Source organism: Pelagimonas phthalicica (assembly GCF_004364805.1).
Taxonomy (GTDB): Bacteria; Pseudomonadota; Alphaproteobacteria; order Rhodobacterales; family Rhodobacteraceae; genus Pelagimonas; species Pelagimonas phthalicica.
Genome location: NZ_SOAP01000001.1, coordinates 1,097,048 through 1,117,265, shown reverse-complemented (window position 1 = coordinate 1,117,265; position 20,218 = coordinate 1,097,048). Strand labels below are relative to the sequence as shown.

General features: G+C 56.3%; 20 protein-coding genes, 2 tRNA genes and 2 rRNA genes. 12 read left to right on the top strand and 12 right to left on the bottom strand.

The features are described 5' to 3' along the window. Nucleotides 1-81: 81 nt before the first annotated feature. The 4 genes from CLV87_RS05565 to rrf all read left to right on the top strand — a co-directional run bounded on the left by CLV87_RS05565 (nt 82) and on the right by rrf (nt 3,999). A tRNA-Ala gene (locus CLV87_RS05565) sits at nt 82-157 on the top strand. A 109-nt stretch (nt 158-266) separates the two neighbouring features. Then, a tRNA-Ile gene (locus tag CLV87_RS05560) sits at nt 267-343 on the top strand. A 497-nt stretch (nt 344-840) separates the two neighbouring features. Further along, a 23S ribosomal RNA gene (locus tag CLV87_RS05555) occupies nt 841-3,660 on the top strand. A gap of 224 nt (nt 3,661-3,884) precedes the next feature. Next, nucleotides 3,885-3,999 (top strand): 5S ribosomal RNA (gene rrf / locus CLV87_RS05550). A 50-nt stretch (nt 4,000-4,049) separates the two neighbouring features. Here rrf and CLV87_RS05545 read toward each other — a convergent pair. Further along, the gene (locus CLV87_RS05545) at nt 4,050-5,489 is read right to left on the bottom strand and encodes a glycosyltransferase family 2 protein (RefSeq protein ID WP_235871851.1); all 1,440 of its coding nucleotides are present in this window, start codon (nt 5,487-5,489) and stop codon (nt 4,050-4,052) included. On the opposite strand from CLV87_RS05545, the gene CLV87_RS05540 reads away from it, so the two are divergent. Next, a complete protein-coding gene (locus tag CLV87_RS05540) occupies nt 5,370-5,879 on the top strand; it encodes a dTDP-4-dehydrorhamnose 3,5-epimerase family protein (protein ID WP_235871850.1) in 510 nt (169 codons plus the stop codon). The two genes, CLV87_RS05545 and CLV87_RS05540, sit on opposite strands and share 120 nt — an antisense overlap. Nucleotides 5,880-6,007: 128 nt before the next feature. Continuing rightward, complete coding sequence (locus tag CLV87_RS05535; protein ID WP_099242957.1) at nt 6,008-6,532, top strand: acyloxyacyl hydrolase; 525 nt, start codon at nt 6,008-6,010, stop codon at nt 6,530-6,532. 10 nt (nt 6,533-6,542) lie between these two features. Here CLV87_RS05535 and rnc read toward each other — a convergent pair whose 3' ends face one another. The 10 genes from rnc to folK all read right to left on the bottom strand — a co-directional run bounded on the left by rnc (nt 6,543) and on the right by folK (nt 14,306). Beyond that, the gene (gene rnc / locus CLV87_RS05530; protein WP_099242959.1) at nt 6,543-7,223 is read right to left on the bottom strand and encodes a ribonuclease III; all 681 of its coding nucleotides are present in this window, start codon (nt 7,221-7,223) and stop codon (nt 6,543-6,545) included. Further along, nucleotides 7,220-8,062 carry a signal peptidase I gene (gene lepB, locus CLV87_RS05525; RefSeq protein WP_099242961.1) on the bottom strand — a complete coding sequence of 281 codons (843 nt, stop codon included), beginning with the start codon at nt 8,060-8,062 and terminating at the stop codon, nt 7,220-7,222. The genes rnc and lepB overlap by 4 nt, the downstream gene beginning before the upstream one ends. 100 nt (nt 8,063-8,162) lie before the next feature. Then, entirely contained in the window at nt 8,163-8,582 is a 420-nt protein-coding gene (gene acpS / locus CLV87_RS05520; RefSeq protein ID WP_099242963.1) for a holo-ACP synthase, read from the bottom strand. A gap of 23 nt (nt 8,583-8,605) precedes the next feature. Further along, complete coding sequence (locus CLV87_RS05515) at nt 8,606-9,049, bottom strand: hypothetical protein (protein WP_099242965.1); 444 nt, start codon at nt 9,047-9,049, stop codon at nt 8,606-8,608. Between the two features lie 69 nt (nt 9,050-9,118). Continuing rightward, nucleotides 9,119-9,553, bottom strand: a complete 435-nt coding sequence (locus CLV87_RS05510) for an ABZJ_00895 family protein (protein WP_133840699.1) — start codon at nt 9,551-9,553, stop codon at nt 9,119-9,121. A gap of 38 nt (nt 9,554-9,591) precedes the next feature. Further along, nucleotides 9,592-10,344, bottom strand: a complete 753-nt coding sequence (locus CLV87_RS05505) for a pyridoxine 5'-phosphate synthase (protein ID WP_099242969.1) — start codon at nt 10,342-10,344, stop codon at nt 9,592-9,594. A 137-nt stretch (nt 10,345-10,481) separates the two neighbouring features. Beyond that, entirely contained in the window at nt 10,482-11,126 is a 645-nt protein-coding gene (locus tag CLV87_RS05500) for a DUF2062 domain-containing protein (RefSeq protein WP_099244707.1), read from the bottom strand. 15 nt (nt 11,127-11,141) lie between these two features. Further along, on the bottom strand, nt 11,142-13,280 hold the full coding sequence (locus CLV87_RS05495; protein ID WP_099242970.1) for a RelA/SpoT family protein: 2,139 nt from the start codon (nt 13,278-13,280) through the stop codon (nt 11,142-11,144). Between the two features lie 32 nt (nt 13,281-13,312). Beyond that, nucleotides 13,313-13,666, bottom strand: coding sequence for a DNA-directed RNA polymerase subunit omega (rpoZ, locus tag CLV87_RS05490; RefSeq protein ID WP_099242972.1), 354 nt, complete (start codon nt 13,664-13,666; stop codon nt 13,313-13,315). A gap of 70 nt (nt 13,667-13,736) precedes the next feature. Continuing rightward, nucleotides 13,737-14,306 carry a 2-amino-4-hydroxy-6-hydroxymethyldihydropteridine diphosphokinase gene (folK, locus tag CLV87_RS05485; RefSeq protein WP_099242974.1) on the bottom strand — a complete coding sequence of 190 codons (570 nt, stop codon included), beginning with the start codon at nt 14,304-14,306 and terminating at the stop codon, nt 13,737-13,739. 148 nt (nt 14,307-14,454) lie between these two features. Here folK and CLV87_RS05480 point away from each other — a divergent pair, with 148 nt between their 5' ends. From CLV87_RS05480 to CLV87_RS05455, 6 genes are all read left to right on the top strand, one after another. Then, entirely contained in the window at nt 14,455-15,027 is a 573-nt protein-coding gene (locus CLV87_RS05480) for a LabA-like NYN domain-containing protein (protein WP_099242976.1), read from the top strand. Nucleotides 15,028-15,194: 167 nt separating this feature from the next. Then, nucleotides 15,195-16,148: a 4-hydroxy-3-methylbut-2-enyl diphosphate reductase gene (ispH, locus tag CLV87_RS05475; RefSeq protein ID WP_099244709.1), complete on the top strand. Its 954-nt coding sequence runs from the start codon at nt 15,195-15,197 to the stop codon at nt 16,146-16,148. 509 nt (nt 16,149-16,657) lie between these two features. Then, entirely contained in the window at nt 16,658-17,272 is a 615-nt protein-coding gene (locus CLV87_RS05470) for a LysE family translocator (RefSeq protein WP_099242980.1), read from the top strand. After that, nucleotides 17,269-17,859 (top strand): class I SAM-dependent DNA methyltransferase, encoded by a 591-nt coding sequence (locus CLV87_RS05465; protein ID WP_235871849.1) that lies wholly within the window; start codon nt 17,269-17,271, stop codon nt 17,857-17,859. The genes CLV87_RS05470 and CLV87_RS05465 overlap by 4 nt, the downstream gene beginning before the upstream one ends. A 6-nt stretch (nt 17,860-17,865) precedes the next feature. Continuing rightward, nucleotides 17,866-18,327 (top strand): ribonuclease HI, encoded by a 462-nt coding sequence (gene rnhA, locus CLV87_RS05460; protein WP_099242982.1) that lies wholly within the window; start codon nt 17,866-17,868, stop codon nt 18,325-18,327. A gap of 8 nt (nt 18,328-18,335) precedes the next feature. Beyond that, nucleotides 18,336-18,950 (top strand): trimeric intracellular cation channel family protein, encoded by a 615-nt coding sequence (locus tag CLV87_RS05455; RefSeq protein WP_099242984.1) that lies wholly within the window; start codon nt 18,336-18,338, stop codon nt 18,948-18,950. A 19-nt stretch (nt 18,951-18,969) separates the two neighbouring features. On the opposite strand, the gene CLV87_RS05450 is transcribed toward CLV87_RS05455, so the two are convergent. Continuing rightward, complete coding sequence (locus CLV87_RS05450; RefSeq protein ID WP_099242986.1) at nt 18,970-20,160, bottom strand: MalY/PatB family protein; 1,191 nt, start codon at nt 20,158-20,160, stop codon at nt 18,970-18,972. Nucleotides 20,161-20,218 lie beyond the last annotated feature (58 nt).

The following is a 20,218-nucleotide window of genomic DNA, read 5'->3' as shown; positions in this document are numbered from 1 at the left end:
ACCTTTGGAGACCAAACATTGAACGGACCAGGTCGTCCTCATATCTCTTCAGACACGCGATCCTCACCGGAGGATCATCAAGGGGCCTTAGCTCAGCTGGGAGAGCGCCTGATTTGCATTCAGGAGGTCAGCGGTTCGATCCCGCTAGGCTCCACCAGAATTGGCCCTTGTAAACCACATTGGGCTGACTGGCCGCTCTCGACAGACTTTGCAGAGCAAAGTCGTCTGCCGCGGCAACGACGTTTTTTGCAAAGCAAAAAACATCTGGGTCGGTAGCTCAGGTGGTTAGAGCGCACGCCTGATAAGCGTGAGGTCGGAGGTTCAAGTCCTCCTCGACCCACCACCCTGCACTTTGCTTGCAAAGTGTCAGGTATCCTGGTTCATCCAAGAGAAAGTGACAGGGTATTTTGCTTTAGCAAAATGTCCCGAGAGCGCCTCTCAGGAAGCCTCACTTCTTCGATTTGATCGAACAGCAGTTACTCAACTTCTGTTCCGTCCAATCGGACAAAACAGAGTTCTGCAAGCGGAACTCGTTTGAAATCGTTTAGAGATAATCAATCAACATTGCTTGGTTGCCATAAGTAAGTGGCCAACCTCGCTGGGTTCTCTTCGGAGAAGGTTGATCCCTGGTCTAGCCGGCCATTGATCGATATCCCCAGTCGAAACGAGCAATTGTTGTCCAAGTCAAGTACACTAACCCGGTGTCACGCGAGTGGCACCATTGTCCTAACGCAAGTTAGGGCGGGAAAATGTATGCATTGATGCAGTAAGATGGATGTCTCCCTTTGCCGGGTTCTCATCCTTCGCAAGGCTTTAACAAGTCTCGCTCTTACTGGATCAAATCAAGCGCGAGAAGGGCGTTTGGTGGATGCCTTGGCAGTAAGAGGCGATGAAAGACGTGATACTCTGCGATAAGCCATGGGGAGCTGAGAATAAGCTTTGATCCATGGATCTCTGAATGGGGCAACCCACCTGAAAGTTCATTATAATTACTTCGGTACTTTATAGTGGGCTTAACCAGGTACTTTTGACCTGAATACATAGGGTCTTAAGAGCAAACCCGGGGAACTGAAACATCTAAGTACCCGGAGGAAAGGAAATCAATTGATACTCCCCTAGTAGCGGCGAGCGAACGGGGACCAGCCGAGCCTTGAACGTGATCAGAATGTGTTGGGAAGCACAGCCATAGTGGGTGATAGCCCCGTATGAGAAGCGTGATGGGACGTATTAAGTAGGGCGGGACACGTGAAATCCTGTCTGAAGATCGGAGGACCACCTTCGAAGGCTAAGTACTCCTTACTGACCGATAGCGAACCAGTACCGTGAGGGAAAGGTGAAAAGCACCCCGACGAGGGGAGTGAAACAGTACCTGAAACCGAACGCCTACAATCAGTCGGAGGCTCCTTGAGAGCTGACGGCGTACCTTTTGTATAATGGGTCATCGACTTGGTCTATCTAGCAAGCTTAAGCCGTTAGGTGTAGGCGCAGCGAAAGCGAGTCTTAATAGGGCGTCGAGTTAGATGGATCAGACCCGAAACCGAGTGATCTAGGCATGACCAGGATGAAGGTAAGGTAACACTTACTGGAGGTCCGAACCCACACCTGTTGAAAAAGGTCGGGATGAGTTGTGCCTAGGGGTGAAAGGCCAATCAAACTCGGAGATAGCTGGTTCTCCGCGAAATCTATTTAGGTAGAGCGTCATCCGAATACCCCGGGGGGTAGAGCACTGGATGGGTAATGGGGCCCCACAGGCTTACTGATCCTAACCAAACTCCGAATACCCGGGAGTACTAGATGGCAGACACACTGCGGATGCTAACGTCCGTAGTGGAGAGGGAAACAACCCTGACCTACGACTAAGGCCCCCAATTCATGGCTAAGTGGGAAAGCAAGTGGGACGACCAAAACAACCAGGAGGTTGGCTTAGAAGCAGCCATCCTTTAAAGATAGCGTAACAGCTCACTGGTCTAAATAAGTTGTCCTGCGGCGAAGATGTAACGGGGCTCAAGCCATGAGCCGAAGTCTAGGATGCCGTAAGGCATGGTAGCGGAGCGTAGTGTGACATAGAACTCATCCTCTTTAGTCTTCTTCGGAAGGCCTTGGAGGATAGAGTTCTTTCGATGAAGCCGGGCTGTAAGGCATCCGGTGGAGAGATCACTAGCGAGAATGATGACATGAGTAGCGACAAAGAGGGTGAGAGACCCTCTCGCCGAAAATCCAAGGGTTCCTGCTTAAAGCTAATCTGAGCAGGGTAAGCCGGCCCCTAAGCCGAGGCCGAAAGGCGTAGGCGATGGGAACCAGGTTAATATTCCTGGGCCAGAAGGAAGTGACGGATCGGAGCGGCGTGTAGTCCTTATCGGATTGGGCTGCATCTTAACCGGTTCCTGGAAATAGCCCTTCATGAGACCGTACCCTAAACCGACACAGGTGGATAGGTAGAGTATACCAAGGCGCTTGAGAGAACGATGTTGAAGGAACTCGGCAAAATACCTCCGTAAGTTCGCGAGAAGGAGGCCCGGTACATGAGTGCCGGGGGCACAAACCAGGGGGTGGCGACTGTTTACTAAAAACACAGGGCTCTGCGAAGTCGCAAGACGACGTATAGGGTCTGACGCCTGCCCGGTGCCTGAAGGTTAAAAGGAGGGGTGAGAGCTCTGAATTGAAGCCCAGGTAAACGGCGGCCGTAACTATAACGGTCCTAAGGTAGCGAAATTCCTTGTCGGGTAAGTTCCGACCTGCACGAATGGCGTAACGACTTCCCCGCTGTCTCCAACATCGACTCAGCGAAATTGAATTGCCTGTCAAGATGCAGGCTTCCCGCGGTTAGACGGAAAGACCCCGTGCACCTTCACTACAGCTTCGCACTGGCATCAGGCACAATATGTGCAGGATAGGTGGTGGGCTTTGAAACCAGGACGCCAGTTCTGGTGGAGCCTCCCTTGAGATACCACCCTTATTCTGCTTGATGTCTAACCGCGGTCCATTATCTGGATCCGGGACCCTGCGTGGTGGGTAGTTTGACTGGGGCGGTCGCCTCCTAAAGCGTAACGGAGGCGCGCGAAGGTTGGCTCAGAGCGGTCGGAAATCGCTCGTTGAGTGCAATGGCAGAAGCCAGCCTGACTGCAAGACTGACAAGTCGAGCAGAGACGAAAGTCGGCCATAGTGATCCGGTGGTCCCAAGTGGGAGGGCCATCGCTCAACGGATAAAAGGTACGCCGGGGATAACAGGCTGATACTGCCCAAGAGTCCATATCGACGGCAGTGTTTGGCACCTCGATGTCGGCTCATCTCATCCTGGGGCTGGAGCAGGTCCCAAGGGTATGGCTGTTCGCCATTTAAAGAGGTACGTGAGCTGGGTTTAGAACGTCGTGAGACAGTTCGGTCCCTATCTGCCGTGGGTGTAGGATACTTGAGAGGAGTTGCCCCTAGTACGAGAGGACCGGGGTGAACGATCCACTGGTGGACCAGTTGTTATGCCAATAGCAGTGCTGGGTAGCTATGATCGGACAGGATAACCGCTGAAGGCATCTAAGCGGGAAGCCCCCCTCAAAACAAGGTATCCCTGAGGACCGTGGAAGACTACCACGTCGAAAGGCCGGAGATGTAAGCATGGTAACATGTTCAGTTGACCGGTACTAATGGTCCGATAGGCTTGATTTGATCCAGTAAAAGCAAGACTTACCGCGCTCAAGTAGCAAAGCGGTAGCGCAAAATACTGCGATATCAAGTGCATACACCAATACACAGAACTTACTGGACAATACGGCAATAGCCGGTTGATTGAGACGATCCTCCGCGAGGGTGTGGGTTCTCGAGCCATTTTGCACAGCAAAATGCTCTGCCACCCACTCGTCGTCCGGAGGACGACATTGCTATTTATTCGGTTTGGTGGTCATAGCGAGAGCAAAACACCCGGATCCATCCCGAACCCGGCCGTTAAGTGCCTTTGCGCCGATGGTACTGCATCTTAAGGTGTGGGAGAGTAGGTCACCGCCAAACCTAATAAATAGCAAGAATACTTCTCTGAATGATAATCCCCCAAAAATCGCTCAGCACAATGCTTTGACCCAAGGTGCGTCTGGCCATCGCTTTGATGCTTCTGAAATAAGGTCGGCTACAAGAGCTGAATTTCCCGACATTTTGGCCAGTCGGATTTTGCCCAGCAGAGAAATAGCTGGCATCTGTAAAGGCCCCTCTAGCACAGTGACCAAACCGTCAAAGGCGGCGCGATCCAAACGTGCGCAAGCGTCAAGATAAGTTCCGAGCAGCGGACGGTACGGACTTGCCAATTGGCGAATACCCTCTGGTGGCGTTTCGCCTCGCATCATTCGGACCAAATGAAACGCGAAGTTGAATTCCTCTAACTGAGTTTCGCTCAGTTTGACGGGAAGGAAACGTTCTCCCACGACCGGTTTTATCTGCTGGTTCTTTCGGACACGCCGCCATCGACATAGTCGTAAAGCACCTCGGTAAGACTTGGCTTGGTGGGCGTTATGCGACAACAAGGTCCGCAATAGCGGAACGCCGAGACTTGCCGTGTCTCTGAGCGACATCAGGAAATTCGGTGTGTTTATCTGAGCCAGATATGGCGCTGCTTCCATCACGCGTTTTTTAGGTGAAAACTTTAGCCTCGTCCGTCTGCCCGGCAATTTGAGCCATGTTGTCTCCGCTGAAACGCCGATACGTAACTCCCTATCTCGTAGGAAATTGAGCCACATATAAACGTCAGAAGCATGTGTTTCCGGGGCAGGGGCCCAGCCTTGCGCCAAGCGCTCATAGGCGTCTCGGCGGTAGCCCGTATTGTTCAATCCGCTGGTTATTACGGCTCCGTTTTGGGCCAGTTTACGGGAAAGGCGCGTGCCGGCATGGGAGAACAGCCAACTGCTGGTTCCATCGACTGCACAGGCCAGGGTTGCCTGTTGGCCCCAATCCGCGTCTTTCAGCAATCGGTGCATGGCGGCGATATGCTCGTGACCCCAAACATCATCGTCACCCAGATGCAGAACAATTTCACAATCCGACGCGCGTATAACGGGATCGCGATAGGCTTCGCCAAAACGCACACCCTTTTCGTGCGACACGAACCGAATACGCTTATCTCTGGCTGAAAACTCTTCCAATATCTCTAATGTCCTGGGGGGGGAGCCGTCTGCAATGACGACAAGTTCCCAATCCGGATCGGTTTGGGCCAGCACACTTGAAATCGACACGATCAGCGTATCTGCGTGATCAAATGTTGGGCAAATGATAAGGGTACGCGCCAAAACTGTTGCCTTGAAATGGATTGGAAATTGTCCATAGGCTTGCGCAAATTTCCAACGAATTGAAAGCTCTAAATTATGCGTGTTGAAAGACCTGGTATTTCTGGTTTGGCAATCCTCTATAACGACGTCTTTGAGGACAATCGTGGTTTTTTCACGGAAAGCTATCGTGCGGATTGGATCGAAGAGGCGCTCGGGCGACCCTACCGATTTGCGCAAGGCAATCATTCACGTTCCAGCGCTGGAACGTTGCGGGGGTTTCGCATGGAGCCGTGGGACAAGCTAGTGACCGTTGCTCATGGGACGGCGATGATTGTGGTGGTTGATCCGCGCCCGGACAGTCCGACTTTTCGACAGCATTGGTCAGGGTTGATTGGGGATGAGCCAGGCAAACGGGCCCGGGTTGTCATTTCCAAAGGTCTGGCAAACGCTTTTTATTGTCTCACAGAAGTGGATTACATCAACGAAGTCTCAGAGACCTTTGTCAGTCAGGTCCGCAAAGGCTTTGCCTGGAACGATCCGGGCCTGGCAATTAACTGGCCGACGGAAACGCCAACTTTGTCCGAGGCGGACAGCAACCTTCCGTCTCTCGACGCGCTTTTGGCAAGTGCGGGTTAGATTGCGATTTAACCCATGGTGTCGCTTTCACACTGCAGGGCCTTCAAATGGAGGCGAGGTATCGCTCGCGACGCTGGACAGGGTGGGAAAACTGGGCCATTCATTGGTGGCAACAAATGAGGTGAGTCATGGCTGACGGAACATTTGCGGTTTTGATGTTGGTTCTCGGGCTGACCGATATGAGCATGAACCATTGTGGTTCCGGAAACGGATGTCTTGGGCGCAATCCCGATACGCCACGGCTGGCCTTTTCTGCAGGTCAGGTGGTGGAACGCCGTGCCGATACCGCCTCAGAGGTGTATTTCCGCTATGACCTCGGTCACAAGCTTGGCCCTTTTGGCAACGCTGTTGGTGCCTCTTTTGGCGAAAATGGTGAAATCTGGGTTGGGTATGGCCAAACCTACACGATCAATTTTGGCGACAGTCCGTTCTATACGGAATTGCACGCGATGCCGGGGATTTACCTGGACAATGGCGGGTTCGATCTTGGTGGTCCTGTCGAATTCCGATCAGGGATTGAAATCGGGTTTGAGAACCGCAAGGGCTGGCGCTTTGCAGCGAGCTACGACCACCGTTCCAATGCCGGTATCTATGACGACAATCCCGGGATCGAAACGGTTCAATTCCGCATTTCTGCGCCGCTCAATTTCTGAAAACAGAAGCTTAACTGCTGATCTGGTCCAGCAGCGCCTTTGCGGCGGCCTGCTCGGCCTGACGTTTGGACCCGGCACTGGCGGTTGAAGTTTCACCCGTCGCAAGACGCGCCTCGATGTTGAAAACCGGGGCGTGATCCGGGCCAGAGCGGGACAGTTGCACATATTTCGGCGGCTCAAGCCCGCGCGCCTGCGCCCATTCCTGCAACGAGGTCTTGGCGTCTTTTGCGTCGCTTTCGACGGTTTCGATCCGCTTGCCCCAAAGGCGCAGGATCAAGGCACGCGCCGCATCAAACCCGCCATCGAGATAGACCGCGGCGATCACCGCCTCCATTGCGTCACCCAGCAAGGCCAGCTTGCGCCGCCCGCCTGACATCTGCTCGGACCGGCCCAGCTTTAGCGCCGCGCCAAGATCGATCTGACGGGCCACATCAGCACAGGTCTCCTTGCGCACCAATGCGTTAAAGCGCGGGGCCAAAACGCCTTCGGTGGCGGATTTATCTTGCTCGAGCAGGGCTTCGGACATCACCAATCCCAGCACCCGATCCCCTAGGAATTCCAGACGTTGATTGTCGATCCGGTTCGGCCCGGACATAGAGCTATGCGTCACCGATTGGCGCAACAAATCCGGCTGGGAAAACTGGTATCCCAGCCGCTCTTGCAGGGCGATCAATTCGGCGGAAATCTTCATTGGATGGCTTTGAAATAGCGGTCGCTGCGCCAGGTCCAGAAGAACAGCATCGACCGACCGGCAGAGGAGAACATGACGCGATCCGCGCGGCCAATCAAGTTTTCATAAGGCACAAAGCCGACACCGCCGACGATGCTTGGAACACGGCTGTCAGAGGAGTTGTCGCGGTTGTCACCCATGAAAAAGTAGTGCTTCTCAGGAACAACATAAAGCGCTGTATTATCTGCACTATTTCTGTTTTCGATATTCAGGATGCTGTGAGAAACACCATTTGGCAGAGTTTCGACAAATTTCGACTTCTCGCATGTGCCGCCCGTACCAACGGGGCTGTTTTCGCACCGCGGCGATAAACGTTGTGGGCCTTGAGGTTCGGCAACCTCTACAAACTTACCGTCAGGTTGCACCTCAACGGGGGTCCCATTGATAATAAGAACACCATTTCTGACCTGAATCTTGTCACCGGGCAGGCCGACTAAGCGCTTGATGAAATCGCCACCAGTAATTGGATGGCGAAAGACCACGACATCACCGCGTTCGGGTTCGGAGCCGAAGAGGCGCGTATTGTCACCATCGGCCCAGCCGCAGAAATCGGTTGCATCGATATTGATACCAAAACGCGGGATCTTGATCGAGGGGCAGGAAGCATAGGAATAGCCATAAGACATCTTGTTGACGAAGAGAAAATCGCCAATCAGCAACGTGTCCTTCATCGAACCCGACGGAATCCAGAAGGGCTGAAAGAACAAAGAGCGGAAGATACCAGCGATCAGGAGGGCGTAGACGATGGTCTTGATCGTCTCCAAAATTCCGCCGCTTTTCTTTTCGGTGGTGGTGGCCATAGGTCTGTTCCTTGCTCAAAAACCTCAAGGCTTCATGCGGGGGGCGCGGGCCGGAGTCAAGCGGTGGGGCCGCCTGATCTGCAATCCTTTACGCCATTGATTACTCTGCTTGCGCCTCTGTCCGGATTGGACGGGCTTCGATCATCACAAAGGCCTGCGCCCAGGGGTGATCATCGGTCAGGGTGACGTGAATAATGGCCTCGTGGCCCGGTGGTGTCAGGCTGTTCAGGCGCTCTTTGGCCCAGCCGGTCACATGCATGATCGGCTGGCCGCTGCGCAGGTTTGAGACAGACATGTCCTTCCAGGCGATGCCCATGCGCAGGCCCGTGCCAAGCGCCTTGGAACAGGCCTCTTTCGCGGCCCAGCGTTTGGCATATGTGCCGGCCACGTCATGGCGCCGCTCGGCCTTGCGCTGCTCGACCTCGGTAAAGACACGATTGCGAAACCGATCGCCAAAACGGTCCAAGGTGCCCTGTATCCGCTCAATATTGGCGAGGTCTGTACCGATGCCGATGATCATCTTTGCTGGGGTCGTCCTATGGCTCAGCGCATTTGAGCATCAATCACCCCGGTCGCCTGGTTCAACTGAAACCACAGCGTGCTCCAAACCGGTTGATGCGTGTCAAAATCATAAGTGGCAACGGGAACGGTGAACATCAAGCCCCGAGACGGATCATAGCTGCTGCTGAGCTGGGTAAACTCCATCCCGGCAAAGCCCATGCCGTTGAACCCAATCAGCTTGCATTGGCGCAGGCCAAGCTCGTCATAGGGGGGCGACAGAACCAGCATATAGGCCCAACCGGCCGCCGGTTCTGTGGTGTCCAGCAAAGCCAGCCGGGTTTTGCCGTTCGAGAAGGTGCGGGTGTTTTCCTCCCAGGGTTCGGCAATATTGGCGGCAGAGCTTTGCCATTCGCAATCCATGACCTGCGGGGAATTGGCAAGAACGGGGCTGGCCAACAGGGTAAGCGCGGCGAAAAGACGAAACATATCAGGCTCCTGAAAATCAGATTTTCCAAAGCCTAACACAGGTTCGCAAAAGCGCTATGGCGGGATGCCTTACCCTTGCTGCTTGTTCCGACTTTTCAATTCGCCACTTGCGCCTTTGCTTACAAAGAAGCGGTTGGTCAACAGCACGATAACCAAGAGAATGGTTGCCAGGATAAGCGCACCAACCGGACCAATGATGGCAAACACGGCAAGGAAGTCGGGAACGACCAAGACGAATATGGCAATGAACAGCAAATTAATACCGACCACGAGCAATGTTGTTTGCCGGGCAAATTTCCATGCGTCGGACTTTGATATTTCTTCCCCGGTCAATCTGGCATGGCGTTGGCCCTCGAGCAGAGCGGCCACGAGAACCGGCAAGACTGTGGAGAGGCCACTGGGCAGCTCAATCCCGGCGGCGATGTCTAAAATAACGGCCAGCGCCATCAAGGCGAGAACACAAAGCACATAAGTTACCGCATAGCGGCCTAGTTTAATCGTCAAAACGGAACCCTTTATTTGAGTGAGTTGTTGGAAAACCGTCAGGCGCGCGCCTCATCCATCAGGCGGCGCATTTCGGCGATGGCTGGGGTTAGCCCGCGAAAGATGGCTTCGCCGATCAGAAAATGTCCGATATTGAGCTCCATCACCTCAGGAAAGGCGGCGATGGGCTGCACCGTGTCATAGGTCAGCCCGTGACCTGCATGAACCTCAAGACCCAAAGAATGGGCAAAGGCCGACATGTCGCGCAACCGGGCGAGCTCCTCATCGCGCTCTTGCAGGCGCCCTTCGGCATGGAAATCGCAATAGGCACCGGTATGCAGCTCAATCACCTGAGCGCCAATGCGGTGGGCGGCCTCGATCTGTTTTTGGTCTGCAGCGATAAAAATCGATACGCGGCAACCAACCTCGCGCAGAGGGGCGATGAAATGGGCCAGCTTGTTTTCCTCGCGCGCGACCTCAAGCCCGCCTTCGGTGGTGCGCTCTTCGCGCTTTTCCGGCACGATGCAAACCGCGTGGGGTTTGTGACGCAGGGCGATGGCCTGCATTTCATCGGTCGCAGCCATTTCGAAATTCAGCGGCACGCTCAGCGCCTCCATCAGACCGTCAATATCCGGGTCGGTGATATGGCGGCGGTCTTCGCGCAGATGGGCGGTGATGCCATCGGCCCCGGCCTCTTCGGCCAGTTTCGCGGCGCGGATCGGATCAGGATAGGCGCTGCCGCGGGCATTCCGCACGGTGGCGACATGGTCGATATTCACGCCAAGGCGCAGCTTTCCGGCATAGTTGGTCATGGTCGGCCCCTTTCATGATCGACAAAATCCGCGAGGATTCGGCGGGATCATATGGGGGAATAACGGGCCATCCAAGCGATGGATTGTACCGATATTGTGCTGCTTTTCAGCGCAGTTACCGGTGCTTATTCGCCCGGTTATTCGCCGGGCGTGCCGTTCTCGGCTTTTTTCTTGCGCAGGGTGGCCAGCCGCGCCTTGAGCGCGCCTTTGCGGCGGTTCTGATAGGCGGTGATCAGCGGCAGAGAGACGTAATAACACACGGTGGCAGTCAACAGTCCGGGCAGGATGCCACCAATCATGTAGGGATAGAACACCTCGTCATAAAAGATGCCCAGATCGGTCCAATCCACCTTAGATCCGTAGAAGATCGAGACCAGATTGTCCCATAGATCCTCGCCCGCCTTGACGAATTTATGCACCAGCCCGCCATGTTCCTCGCTGCCCTCAAGCCCCAGCAGCCAATAGCCGGTTTTCATCGAGGCGACGCCGATGGGCACATAGGTCAGCGGGTTGCCGAAAAAGGTCGACAGGATGGCGGCCAACAGATTGCCGCGCATGGCCAGCGCGATCAGCGCGGCGGTGACAAAGTGCAACCCATAAAACGGGGTAAAGGTGGTAAAGACGCCGGCAAAGATGCCACGGGCGATGCGATGGGGCGGATCGGGTAGGCGACGCAGGCGGTGTTGGACATATTGCGCGGCACGCCCCCAGCCGCCGCGCGGCCAGAAGAATTCGAGCACGATCTTCCAGATCGGGCGCCTGTCACGTCTCTTGAAGACCACGGTCTTCCCTTCCAATCACTCCGCCACAGCAAAACCCGCTGCCAAGGCCGGATCGCGGCGGCGCTGCACCGACGCGACATTGCTTTCTGCCTCAAGGGCCGACATCACCGTATGCAAATGTTCGGCATCCCTAAGATCCACATCAACCATAAGCCTGTAAAAATCAGGTTTCCTATCGATGAATTTCAAGTCCGAGATATTGGCCTTACGCTCACCAATCAATGTGCAAATCCGTCCCAGCACACCGGCATCATTGCCAATCGTCAATTCAAGGCTGACCGAATAAACCGGAGGATGAGAACCTTCGGCCCAATGCAAGTCTAGCCAGCGCTCTGGTGCGTCCTCAAATGCCTCTAAAGCCCCGCAATCAATGGCATGTACGTCCACGCCGCGCCCGCGATGGGTGATTCCGACGATGCGCTCATGCGGCAGGGGCTGACAACATGCCGCACGGGCGAAACCCTGCCCATGCGCCAATCCGACGACCGCACGCTGGGCCTCAATCTCACCTTCGGAGCGAATCGCCAGATCGGGATACACGGCCTCAACCACTTCGCGCGCGGTCAGTTCGGCGCTGCCCAGACGGGCCAGCAATGTGTCGGCATCCTCAAGGCGCAAAGTCTTGGCAGCCAGTTCCAGCACCTTGTCGGTGGCCTTCTTGCCATTGTTCTCAAACGCCGCGCGGGCCAGTTCCGCCCCAAGTTTGATGTAACGCTCTTTATTGGCTTCGCGCAGCGAGCGGCGGATATTGGTTTTGGCTTTGCCGGTGGTGGCAATATCCAGCCAGGTCGCCTGCGGAGTTTGACCTTCGGCGGTGATGATCTCGACCGATTGGCCGTTTTTCAGACGTGTCCAAAGCGGCACGCGAATGCCATCCACCTTGGCCCCAACACATTTTGAGCCGATCCGGGTGTGGATCTGATAGGCGTAATCCAGCGGCGTCGCGCCTTTGGGCAGCTTGACCACGTCGCCTTTGGGGGTGAAGCAGAAGACCTTGTCCGAATACATCTCGAGCTTGACCGCCTCGAGAAATTCGTCGTGATCATCATCTTCGTCAAACTGCTCGGTCAGCGAGGCGATCCATTTTGCCGGATCAACGGCAAAGGGGTTTTCGGCGCGTTGACCATCACGATATGACCAATGCGCGGCAACGCCGGTTTCGGCGACTTCGTGCATCTGGCGGGTGCGGATCTGCACCTCGACCCGTTTGCCATCGCGGCCCGACACGGTGGTGTGGATCGAGCGATAGCCATTGGATTTCGGCTGACTGATGTAATCCTTGAACCGGCCCGGCACCGCGCGCCAGCGTTGGTGGATCGCGCCGAGAGTGGCGTAACATTCCGCCTCGTTCAACGTGATGATGCGAAACCCGTAAATATCCGAAAGACGGGAAAAGCCGATCTTCTTTTCCTGCATCTTTCGCCAAATCGAGTAGGGCTTTTTGGCGCGGCCAAAGACCTCAGCCTCGATCCCGATCTTTTCCAACTCGTGGCGCATATCGCCGGTGATGCGGTGGATCACATCGCCGGTTTCCTTTTGCAGGGTGATAAAGCGGCGGATGATGCTGCTGCGCCCTTCGGGGTTCAGCACGCGAAAGGCCAGATCCTCCAACTCTTCGCGCATCCATTGCATCCCCATGCGACCCGCGAGCGGGGCATAGATATCCATGGTCTCACGCGCCTTTTTCACCTGCTTTTCAGGCTTCATGGCGCGGATGGTGCGCATATTGTGCAGACGGTCGGCCAGCTTGACCAGAATCACCCGCATGTCCTTGGACATGGCCATGAACAGCTTGCGAAAATTCTCAGCCTGCTGGGTTTCGGTGCTGGACAGCTGGAGATTGGTCAGCTTGGTGACCCCATCCACCAGATCGGCAATCTCAGAGCCGAATTTTTCGGCCACTTCGCTATAGGTCGATCGAGTGTCTTCGATCGTGTCATGCAGCAAGGCGGTGATGATGGTGGCATCATCCAGTTGCTGTTCGGTCAGAATGGCAGCGACTGCGACGGGATGGGTAAAATAGGGCTCGCCGGATTTGCGGAACTGGCCCTCATGCATCTCGCGGCCATAATCATAGGCCGCGAGGATCAGCTTTTCGTTGGTCTTTGGGTTGTAGTTGCGAACCAGTGCAACAAGGTCGTCTGCCGCGATCATGCGAAATCCTTGCTGGCGGCCCGCCGGGGCCGTTAGCCTTGGCCCTGCGCCTCCATCAGCGCGCGGAGCAGTTTTTCTTCGGACATGTCGTCATCTTGCGGTTTGTCCTGCTCGGCCCCCATCAGAAGCGCCATGGCGTCTTCTTCTGGTTCGTCGACCTCGATCTGAGTCTGGTTCGATTCGATCAGACGTTCGCGCAGCTCTTCGACCGATTGGGTTTCCTCAGCGATTTCACGCAGGGCAACAACCGGGTTTTTGTCATTGTCGCGATCCACAGTAATGGCTGCACCAGCAGACACTTCGCGGGCACGATGGGCTGCGAGCATCACCAGTTCAAACCGGTTGGGAACCTTGTCGACGCAATCTTCTACGGTCACGCGGGCCATGGGGCACATTACCTCTATTGGGGGTATCCGAAGTTTGGGCTTTTAACGCGGCTTCAGGGGCTTGACAAGCCTATACTGTGTTAACGGGCAGGACTTCTGCGCGATCCTCCGCCGGGAGCGCGTCGCATAATTCCCGGACTGTCTGATTCAGCACGGGATGGCACCAGTTCGGGGCAATATCGGAGAGCGGGACAAGGACAAAAGTGCGGTCTTGCAGGCGGGGATGAGGCAGGATCAACTGATCGGGCGCTTCGCGCATCTGGCGGTCCAGGGGCAAGTTGCGCCATTGATCGAACATCTCTTGCGATGGCAGGATGTCAGAGCCTGCGGCGATCAGATCAAGATCAAGGCTGCGCCCGGCCCAACGGGTCTCGCGCACACGGCCAAATTCAGCTTCGACCTGATGGAGGTGACGCAAGAACGCGTCAGGCGAGCCGTCAAATGACACAGCCGCGCAGGCATTGATGTAATCTGGGCCAGCGCCCTTTGGGAAACAAGGTGTCACAAAAAAGCGACTTACGCGACGTATCTTGCAGCTGCCCGACATCAAAACGCGAAGACAATTCTGGATTGTTTTCAATGACGTATAGTCAGCTGTGCCTAGATTTGACCCTAGGGCAATCAAGTATTCTTGTACCATCGAACAGTTTTGCCTATCCTTTTGAGCAGGTGCACGTGCTTGTATCCAAGCAATTTTCCATTACTCTTGTTGGTCTGATCCGCTGATTTTCACTCACACGTACACTCACACATACGCGGCGGGTTATATTGATAGAAAGGACTTTTTGATGTTCTACAAGGACGAACGGCTGGCGCTGTTCATCGACGGTTCGAACCTTTATGCAGCCGCCAAGGCGCTTGGGTTTGACATCGATTACAAGCTCCTGCGACAGGAATTTGCGCGACGCGGCAAGATGGTGCGCGCCTTCTACTACACAGCTCTGCTGGAAAATGACGAATATTCACCCATTCGCCCGCTGGTTGATTGGCTGAACTATAACGGCTTTACCATGGTGACCAAGCCGGCCAAGGAATATACTGACAGCCAAGGCCGCCGTAAGGTCAAAGGCAACATGGATATCGAGCTGACAGTTGATGCCATGGAATTGGCCCCGCGCGTGGACCACATCGTTCTGTTCTCGGGCGACGGTGATTTCCGCCCGCTGATCGAATCTCTGCAACGTCAGGGTGTGCGCGTTTCGGTCGTGTCGACCATTCGCAGCCAACCACCGATGATCGCGGATGAGCTGCGCCGTCAGGCCGATAACTTTATCGAGCTTGATGAGTTGCGCGAAGTGATCGGGCGTCCGCCGCGGGAAAACCCGCTGGAGCGCAGCTTTGAAGTGGCCAACGGCCAGTAAGCTATCGCAGATCAAGAGAATTTGGGCAGGCCGTTATGGGGATGAGGGCCTGGTTCAAGATCAAGCAAAGCCGTTCCGATTTCGGGGCGGCTTTTGCTTTTGGGGATTGAAAACTGGACCTGATCCACAGAAGACCCTAGGTGAAGGCCAAGAAGGAGGCTGCGCCCATGACCGAGACACCAGCACTGACCCTGTATCTGGCCGCCCCGCGCGGGTTCTGCGCCGGGGTGGATCGGGCGATCAAGATCGTCGAAATGGCGATCAGCAAATGGGGTGCGCCGGTCTATGTGCGCCATGAGATCGTGCATAACAAATATGTGGTGGATGATCTGCGCGCCAAGGGGGCGGTGTTTGTCGAAGAGCTGGAAGAGTGCCCCGATGACCGCCCGGTGATCTTTAGCGCTCATGGCGTGCCAAAATCCGTCCCGGCCGAGGCGGCGCGGCGCGAGATGGTCTATGTGGATGCGACTTGCCCGCTGGTCAGCAAGGTGCATATCGAGGCGCAGCGCCATGCGGAGGCGGGGTTGCAGATGATCATGATCGGTCACGAAGGCCACCCGGAGACCGTGGGCACCATGGGGCAATTGCCCGAAGGCGAAGTGCTGCTGGTGGAGACCGAGGCGGATGTGGCCACGGTTGAGGTGCGCGACCCGGAGCGGCTGGCCTTTGTCACGCAAACGACCTTGTCCGTGGATGACACCAAGGGGATTGTCGCGGCTTTGCAGAAACGCTTTCCGGCGATCATTGGGCCGCATAAGGAAGATATTTGCTACGCCACCACCAATCGGCAGGAGGCGGTCAAGGCGATTGCGCCGGATTGCGATGCCTTGCTGGTGGTTGGCGCGCCAAATTCGTCGAATTCCAAACGGCTTGTCGAAGTGGCGCGCAAGAATGGTTGCGATTATGCACAGCTGGTGCAGCGGGCAAGCGATATTGATTGGCGCGCACTGGGCACGATTGGTTCTGTGGGGATCACAGCAGGGGCTTCGGCCCCGGAAGTGTTGATCGAAGAGGTGATCGACGCGTTTCGGGACCGGTTTGATGTGACCGTCAATCTGGTTGAAACCGCGCAGGAGAATGTCGAGTTCAAAGTGCCACGGGTGTTGCGTCAACCGGCCTGACAGATCGCATCCCCGCGCTCCCTTTGCAGCGCAGCCCACCCGCCCACCCCTGCGCTCCAAAGCGAGCGCGAGGATGCGAAATGGCACGGCAAGCGCCCCGCGCAGCACATCGAGAGGGAAACCGAGGCCGGCGGGGTCTTGTCTGGGCGATTGCCCGATGGCCGCGTAAGGGCCCAAAATTGGCGAAGATCGGCACCGCGCCCATTAGGGCAGACAGGGCCAAAGGCGTGTAAGACCTTTGGCGCTCGGGTGTGAGCCGCCTGATGGGGCGGCCCTGCGATCAAGTAGAGCTGGAAGAGAGACCCCTTCCGAACGTCATCTTCGGTGCTGCAGCGAGAGACAAATTGCGCGCAAAGGGTTGGCAAATCCTTGCAGCTGCGTACGTTGGGGCACAACGGGAGGATAAATGCGTTTCCAGTTTATACTGGATCAGCTTGCGCTGCCTTTCGCCTGCGGCTCAAACGCAGGACGCTAATATGTTGTTTAAGTGGAAACGGGAAACGCTATAGATGATTTCACTTCAGTTTTTGCTCACCGCCTTTGTGGTTGTTTTGGCTCCGGGAACAGGCGTCCTTTATACGTTGGCGATTGGCCTGGGGCAGGGGCGGCGCGCGGCGATTGCGGCGGCTGTGGGCTGTACCATCGGGATCGTCCCGGCCTTGCTGGCGGCGATCTTTGGTCTTTCGGCGGTGCTGCATAGTTCGGCGCTGGCCTTTAACATCGTGAAATATGCCGGTGTTGCTTATCTCTTGTGGCTGGCCTGGCAGAGCCTCAAGTCCGGGGGCAGCCTGAGCGTGAATTCCGAGCGCAAGGCAGAGCCTTTGGCGCGGATTGCGCGGCGTGCGGCGCTGATCAACATCCTGAACCCGAAATTGTCGATCTTTTTCCTCGCGCTTTTGCCGCCTTTCCTGTCGGGCAATCCGGCGACGGCGAGCGCTGAAATGGCCATGCTGGGCGCGGTGTTCATGGCGCTGACCTTTGGCATCTTTGTGCTCTACGGGGCTTTTGCTGCACTGGCGCGCCGCTGGCTGCTGGGCAGCGAGCGTGTGATGCTTTGGCTCAACCGGTCTTTTGCCGCGGTGTTTGCGGCATTGGCCGGTCGTTTGGCGTTTGAGCGCGCGTGAGCGGGGATCGCCAGACGCTGGAGGCCTATGCGGCGCGTGTTTCGGATTACAGCGCCATGTCGATGGAGGAGAGCCACGCACAGGCCCTGACCGGGTTTATGGCAGATGTGAGACCGGGCGGTCACATCCTTGATTTGGGTTGCGGGCGGGGATTGCAAGCGGTCAAAATGATGGAGGCGGGGTTTGACGTCACCGCGCTGGATGCAACCGAGGCTTTTGTCGCGGAGGCGCGCAAGAACGGTGTTCCGGCGCGGTTGGGACGGTTTGAGGATGTCACTGAGACGGCAGTTTTTGATGGAGTTTGGGCCAGCTTTTCATTGCTACATGCGCCAAGGGCGGCGTTCCCTAAACATCTGGCCGCGCTTCACCAGGCGCTGCGACCCGGCGGGCTGTTGTTTCTGGGCATGAAACTGGGCACGGGCGAGCATCGCGACGCGCTGGGCCGGTTTTACAGCTATTACAGCGAGGATGAGCTGCGCGACAGGCTTGCACAAGCTGGCTTCGCTGATATTGAGGCGGTTCTGGGGCGCGGCAAAGGTCTTGCTGGAACCGATGACCCCTTTATCCTGATGACTTCCCGGAGCTGACGCGCCATGCCTGATCTTTTCGCCTATACCGATGGTGCTTGTTCCGGAAATCCGGGGCCCGGTGGCTGGGGCGTTTTGCTGTTTGCCAAGGATGGTGAAACGGTGATGAAAGAGCGCACGCTGAACGGCGGTGAGGCCGAGACCACCAATAACCGGATGGAATTGATGGCGGCGATCATGGCGCTTGAGACCTTGGCGAAACCGTCGGCGATCACCGTGGTGACTGACAGCGCCTATGTCAAAAACGGTGTGACCGGCTGGATCTTTGGCTGGAAGCGCAACGGGTGGAAGACCTCGGCCAAGAAGCCGGTCAAGAATGTCGATCTGTGGCAGCGTCTGGACGAGGCGCAATCGCGCCATGATGTGACCTGGAAATGGATCAAGGGCCATGCTGGGCACGAGGAAAATGAACGCGCGGATGAGTTGGCGCGCGAAGGCATGGCTCCGTTCAAGAAGGCGGCGGGATAGGGGGCAAGATGAGCTTTCTGTCACTTTTGGATTTTGCCGCCGTATTGGTCTTTGCCCTGACCGGGGCTTTGGTGGCCAGCCGGGCGCAGTTGGATCTGATTGGCTTTGGTTTTTTTGCTGGTTTGACCGGTTTGGGGGGCGGGACGGTACGGGATATCCTGCTGGATCGCACGCCGATCTGGATCGTTGACCCGACCTATCTGGCAATTGCCGGGGTGGCCGCAGTGCTCGTGTTCTTTACCGCGCATCTACTGGAAAGCCGATACAACGCGATCCTGTGGCTCGACGCTTTGGCCTTGCCTGTTGCGGTGGCGGCAGGGGCCGGGGTGTCGCATGAGCTGGGTCAACCTTGGGCGATTGTGCTGGTGATGGGCGTGGCCACGGGCTGTGCCGGTGGCTTGATGCGCGATGTGGTCGCCAATGAGGTGCCGCTGGTGCTGAAAAAGGGCGAGCTTTACGTCACCTGCGCCTTTGTTGGCTCATCTGCGATTCTATTGACCCCATGGATCGGGGTGCTGGCCGCAGGGGCGGCTTGTGCGGTTTTGACTTTTGCCTTGCGTGCCGGGTCGCTGGTTTGGGGCTGGTCACTGCCCGTTTATAAACCGCGCCCGCCGCGCCGATAAAACGCAGCGGGCAAAGGGCTTATTGCAAGTCGCCAAAGGCCGCTTGCAGACGTTCTGTGGCCTCGATGATGCGCGCGCGGGGCGTGGCAAAGTTGAAGCGCAAGAAACTGTCGCCACCGGTGCCAAAGGTCGGGCCATGATTGGCAGCGATGCGGGCCTCATTTTGCACACGGTTGGTGAATTCTTCGCGCGTCATGCCGGTGCCGGAAAAATCGACCCAGGCGAGATAGGTCGATTGCATCTCCATGGATTTCAGGCCGGGAATGGCGTTGACGCCCGCGTCAAAGAGTTTGCGATTCTCGTCGAGATACGGCACGAGTTCATCCACCCAGGCCGCGCCTTCGGGGGAATAGGCGGCTTCGGTCATGAAGAGACCAAAGGAATTGGCTGACATGCCAAGGCCCATCATCCGGGCAGCAAACCGGGCGCGCAGGGTTTCATCAGCAATGATAACATTTCCGCAATGCGCCCCGGCGATGTTAAAGGTCTTGGAGGGGGCGGTGAGCATAACCAGACGGTCCTGAATGCTCTCATCCACCAGTGGCATGGGCAGATGGGTTTGGCCCGGCATGGTCAGATCGTGATGGATTTCATCCGAGACCAGGATCAGGTCATGGCGGCGGGCAAAATCGGCCACGCCTTGCAGCTCTTCTTTGGTCCAGACGCGGCCTCCGGGATTGTGCGGTGAACACAGGATGACCATGGTTTCCTTGCCGGTCATTTGCGCGTCATAGGCGTCAAAATCCATCTCATAGCCGGCCTCGCCTTGTGTGAGCTGGCATTCGACAACGTCGCGCCCGGCGGCGCGGATGGTGCGGGCAAAGGCGTGATAGACCGGGGTGAACAGCACCACGCCGTCACCGGGGGCGGTGTAGGTTTCCAGACAGATGGCAACGCCATTGACCAGCCCGTGGGTGGTGAAGATGGATTTTGCGTCGATGCTCCAATTATGGCGGGTCTGCATCCACCATTGGATGGCTTCGCGATAGCTTTGATCATCGCCGTAATAGCCATAGACCCCGTGATCGAGCATGGATTGCAGCGCGTTTTGCACGCAGGTTGGCGGGCGGAAATCCATATCGGCCACCCACATGGCCAACCCGTCTTTTCCCACGCCATCCTGTGCTGGGACACCATAGATCCTTTCCATCATGTCCCATTTCACGGAATGGGTGCCATAGCGGTCGATTTCTTCGTCAAAGCGGCTCATATCTGGTCCTTTTTGTCCTGCGCGTGCGGCTTGTCCCAAATTTCATCGATGAAATTTG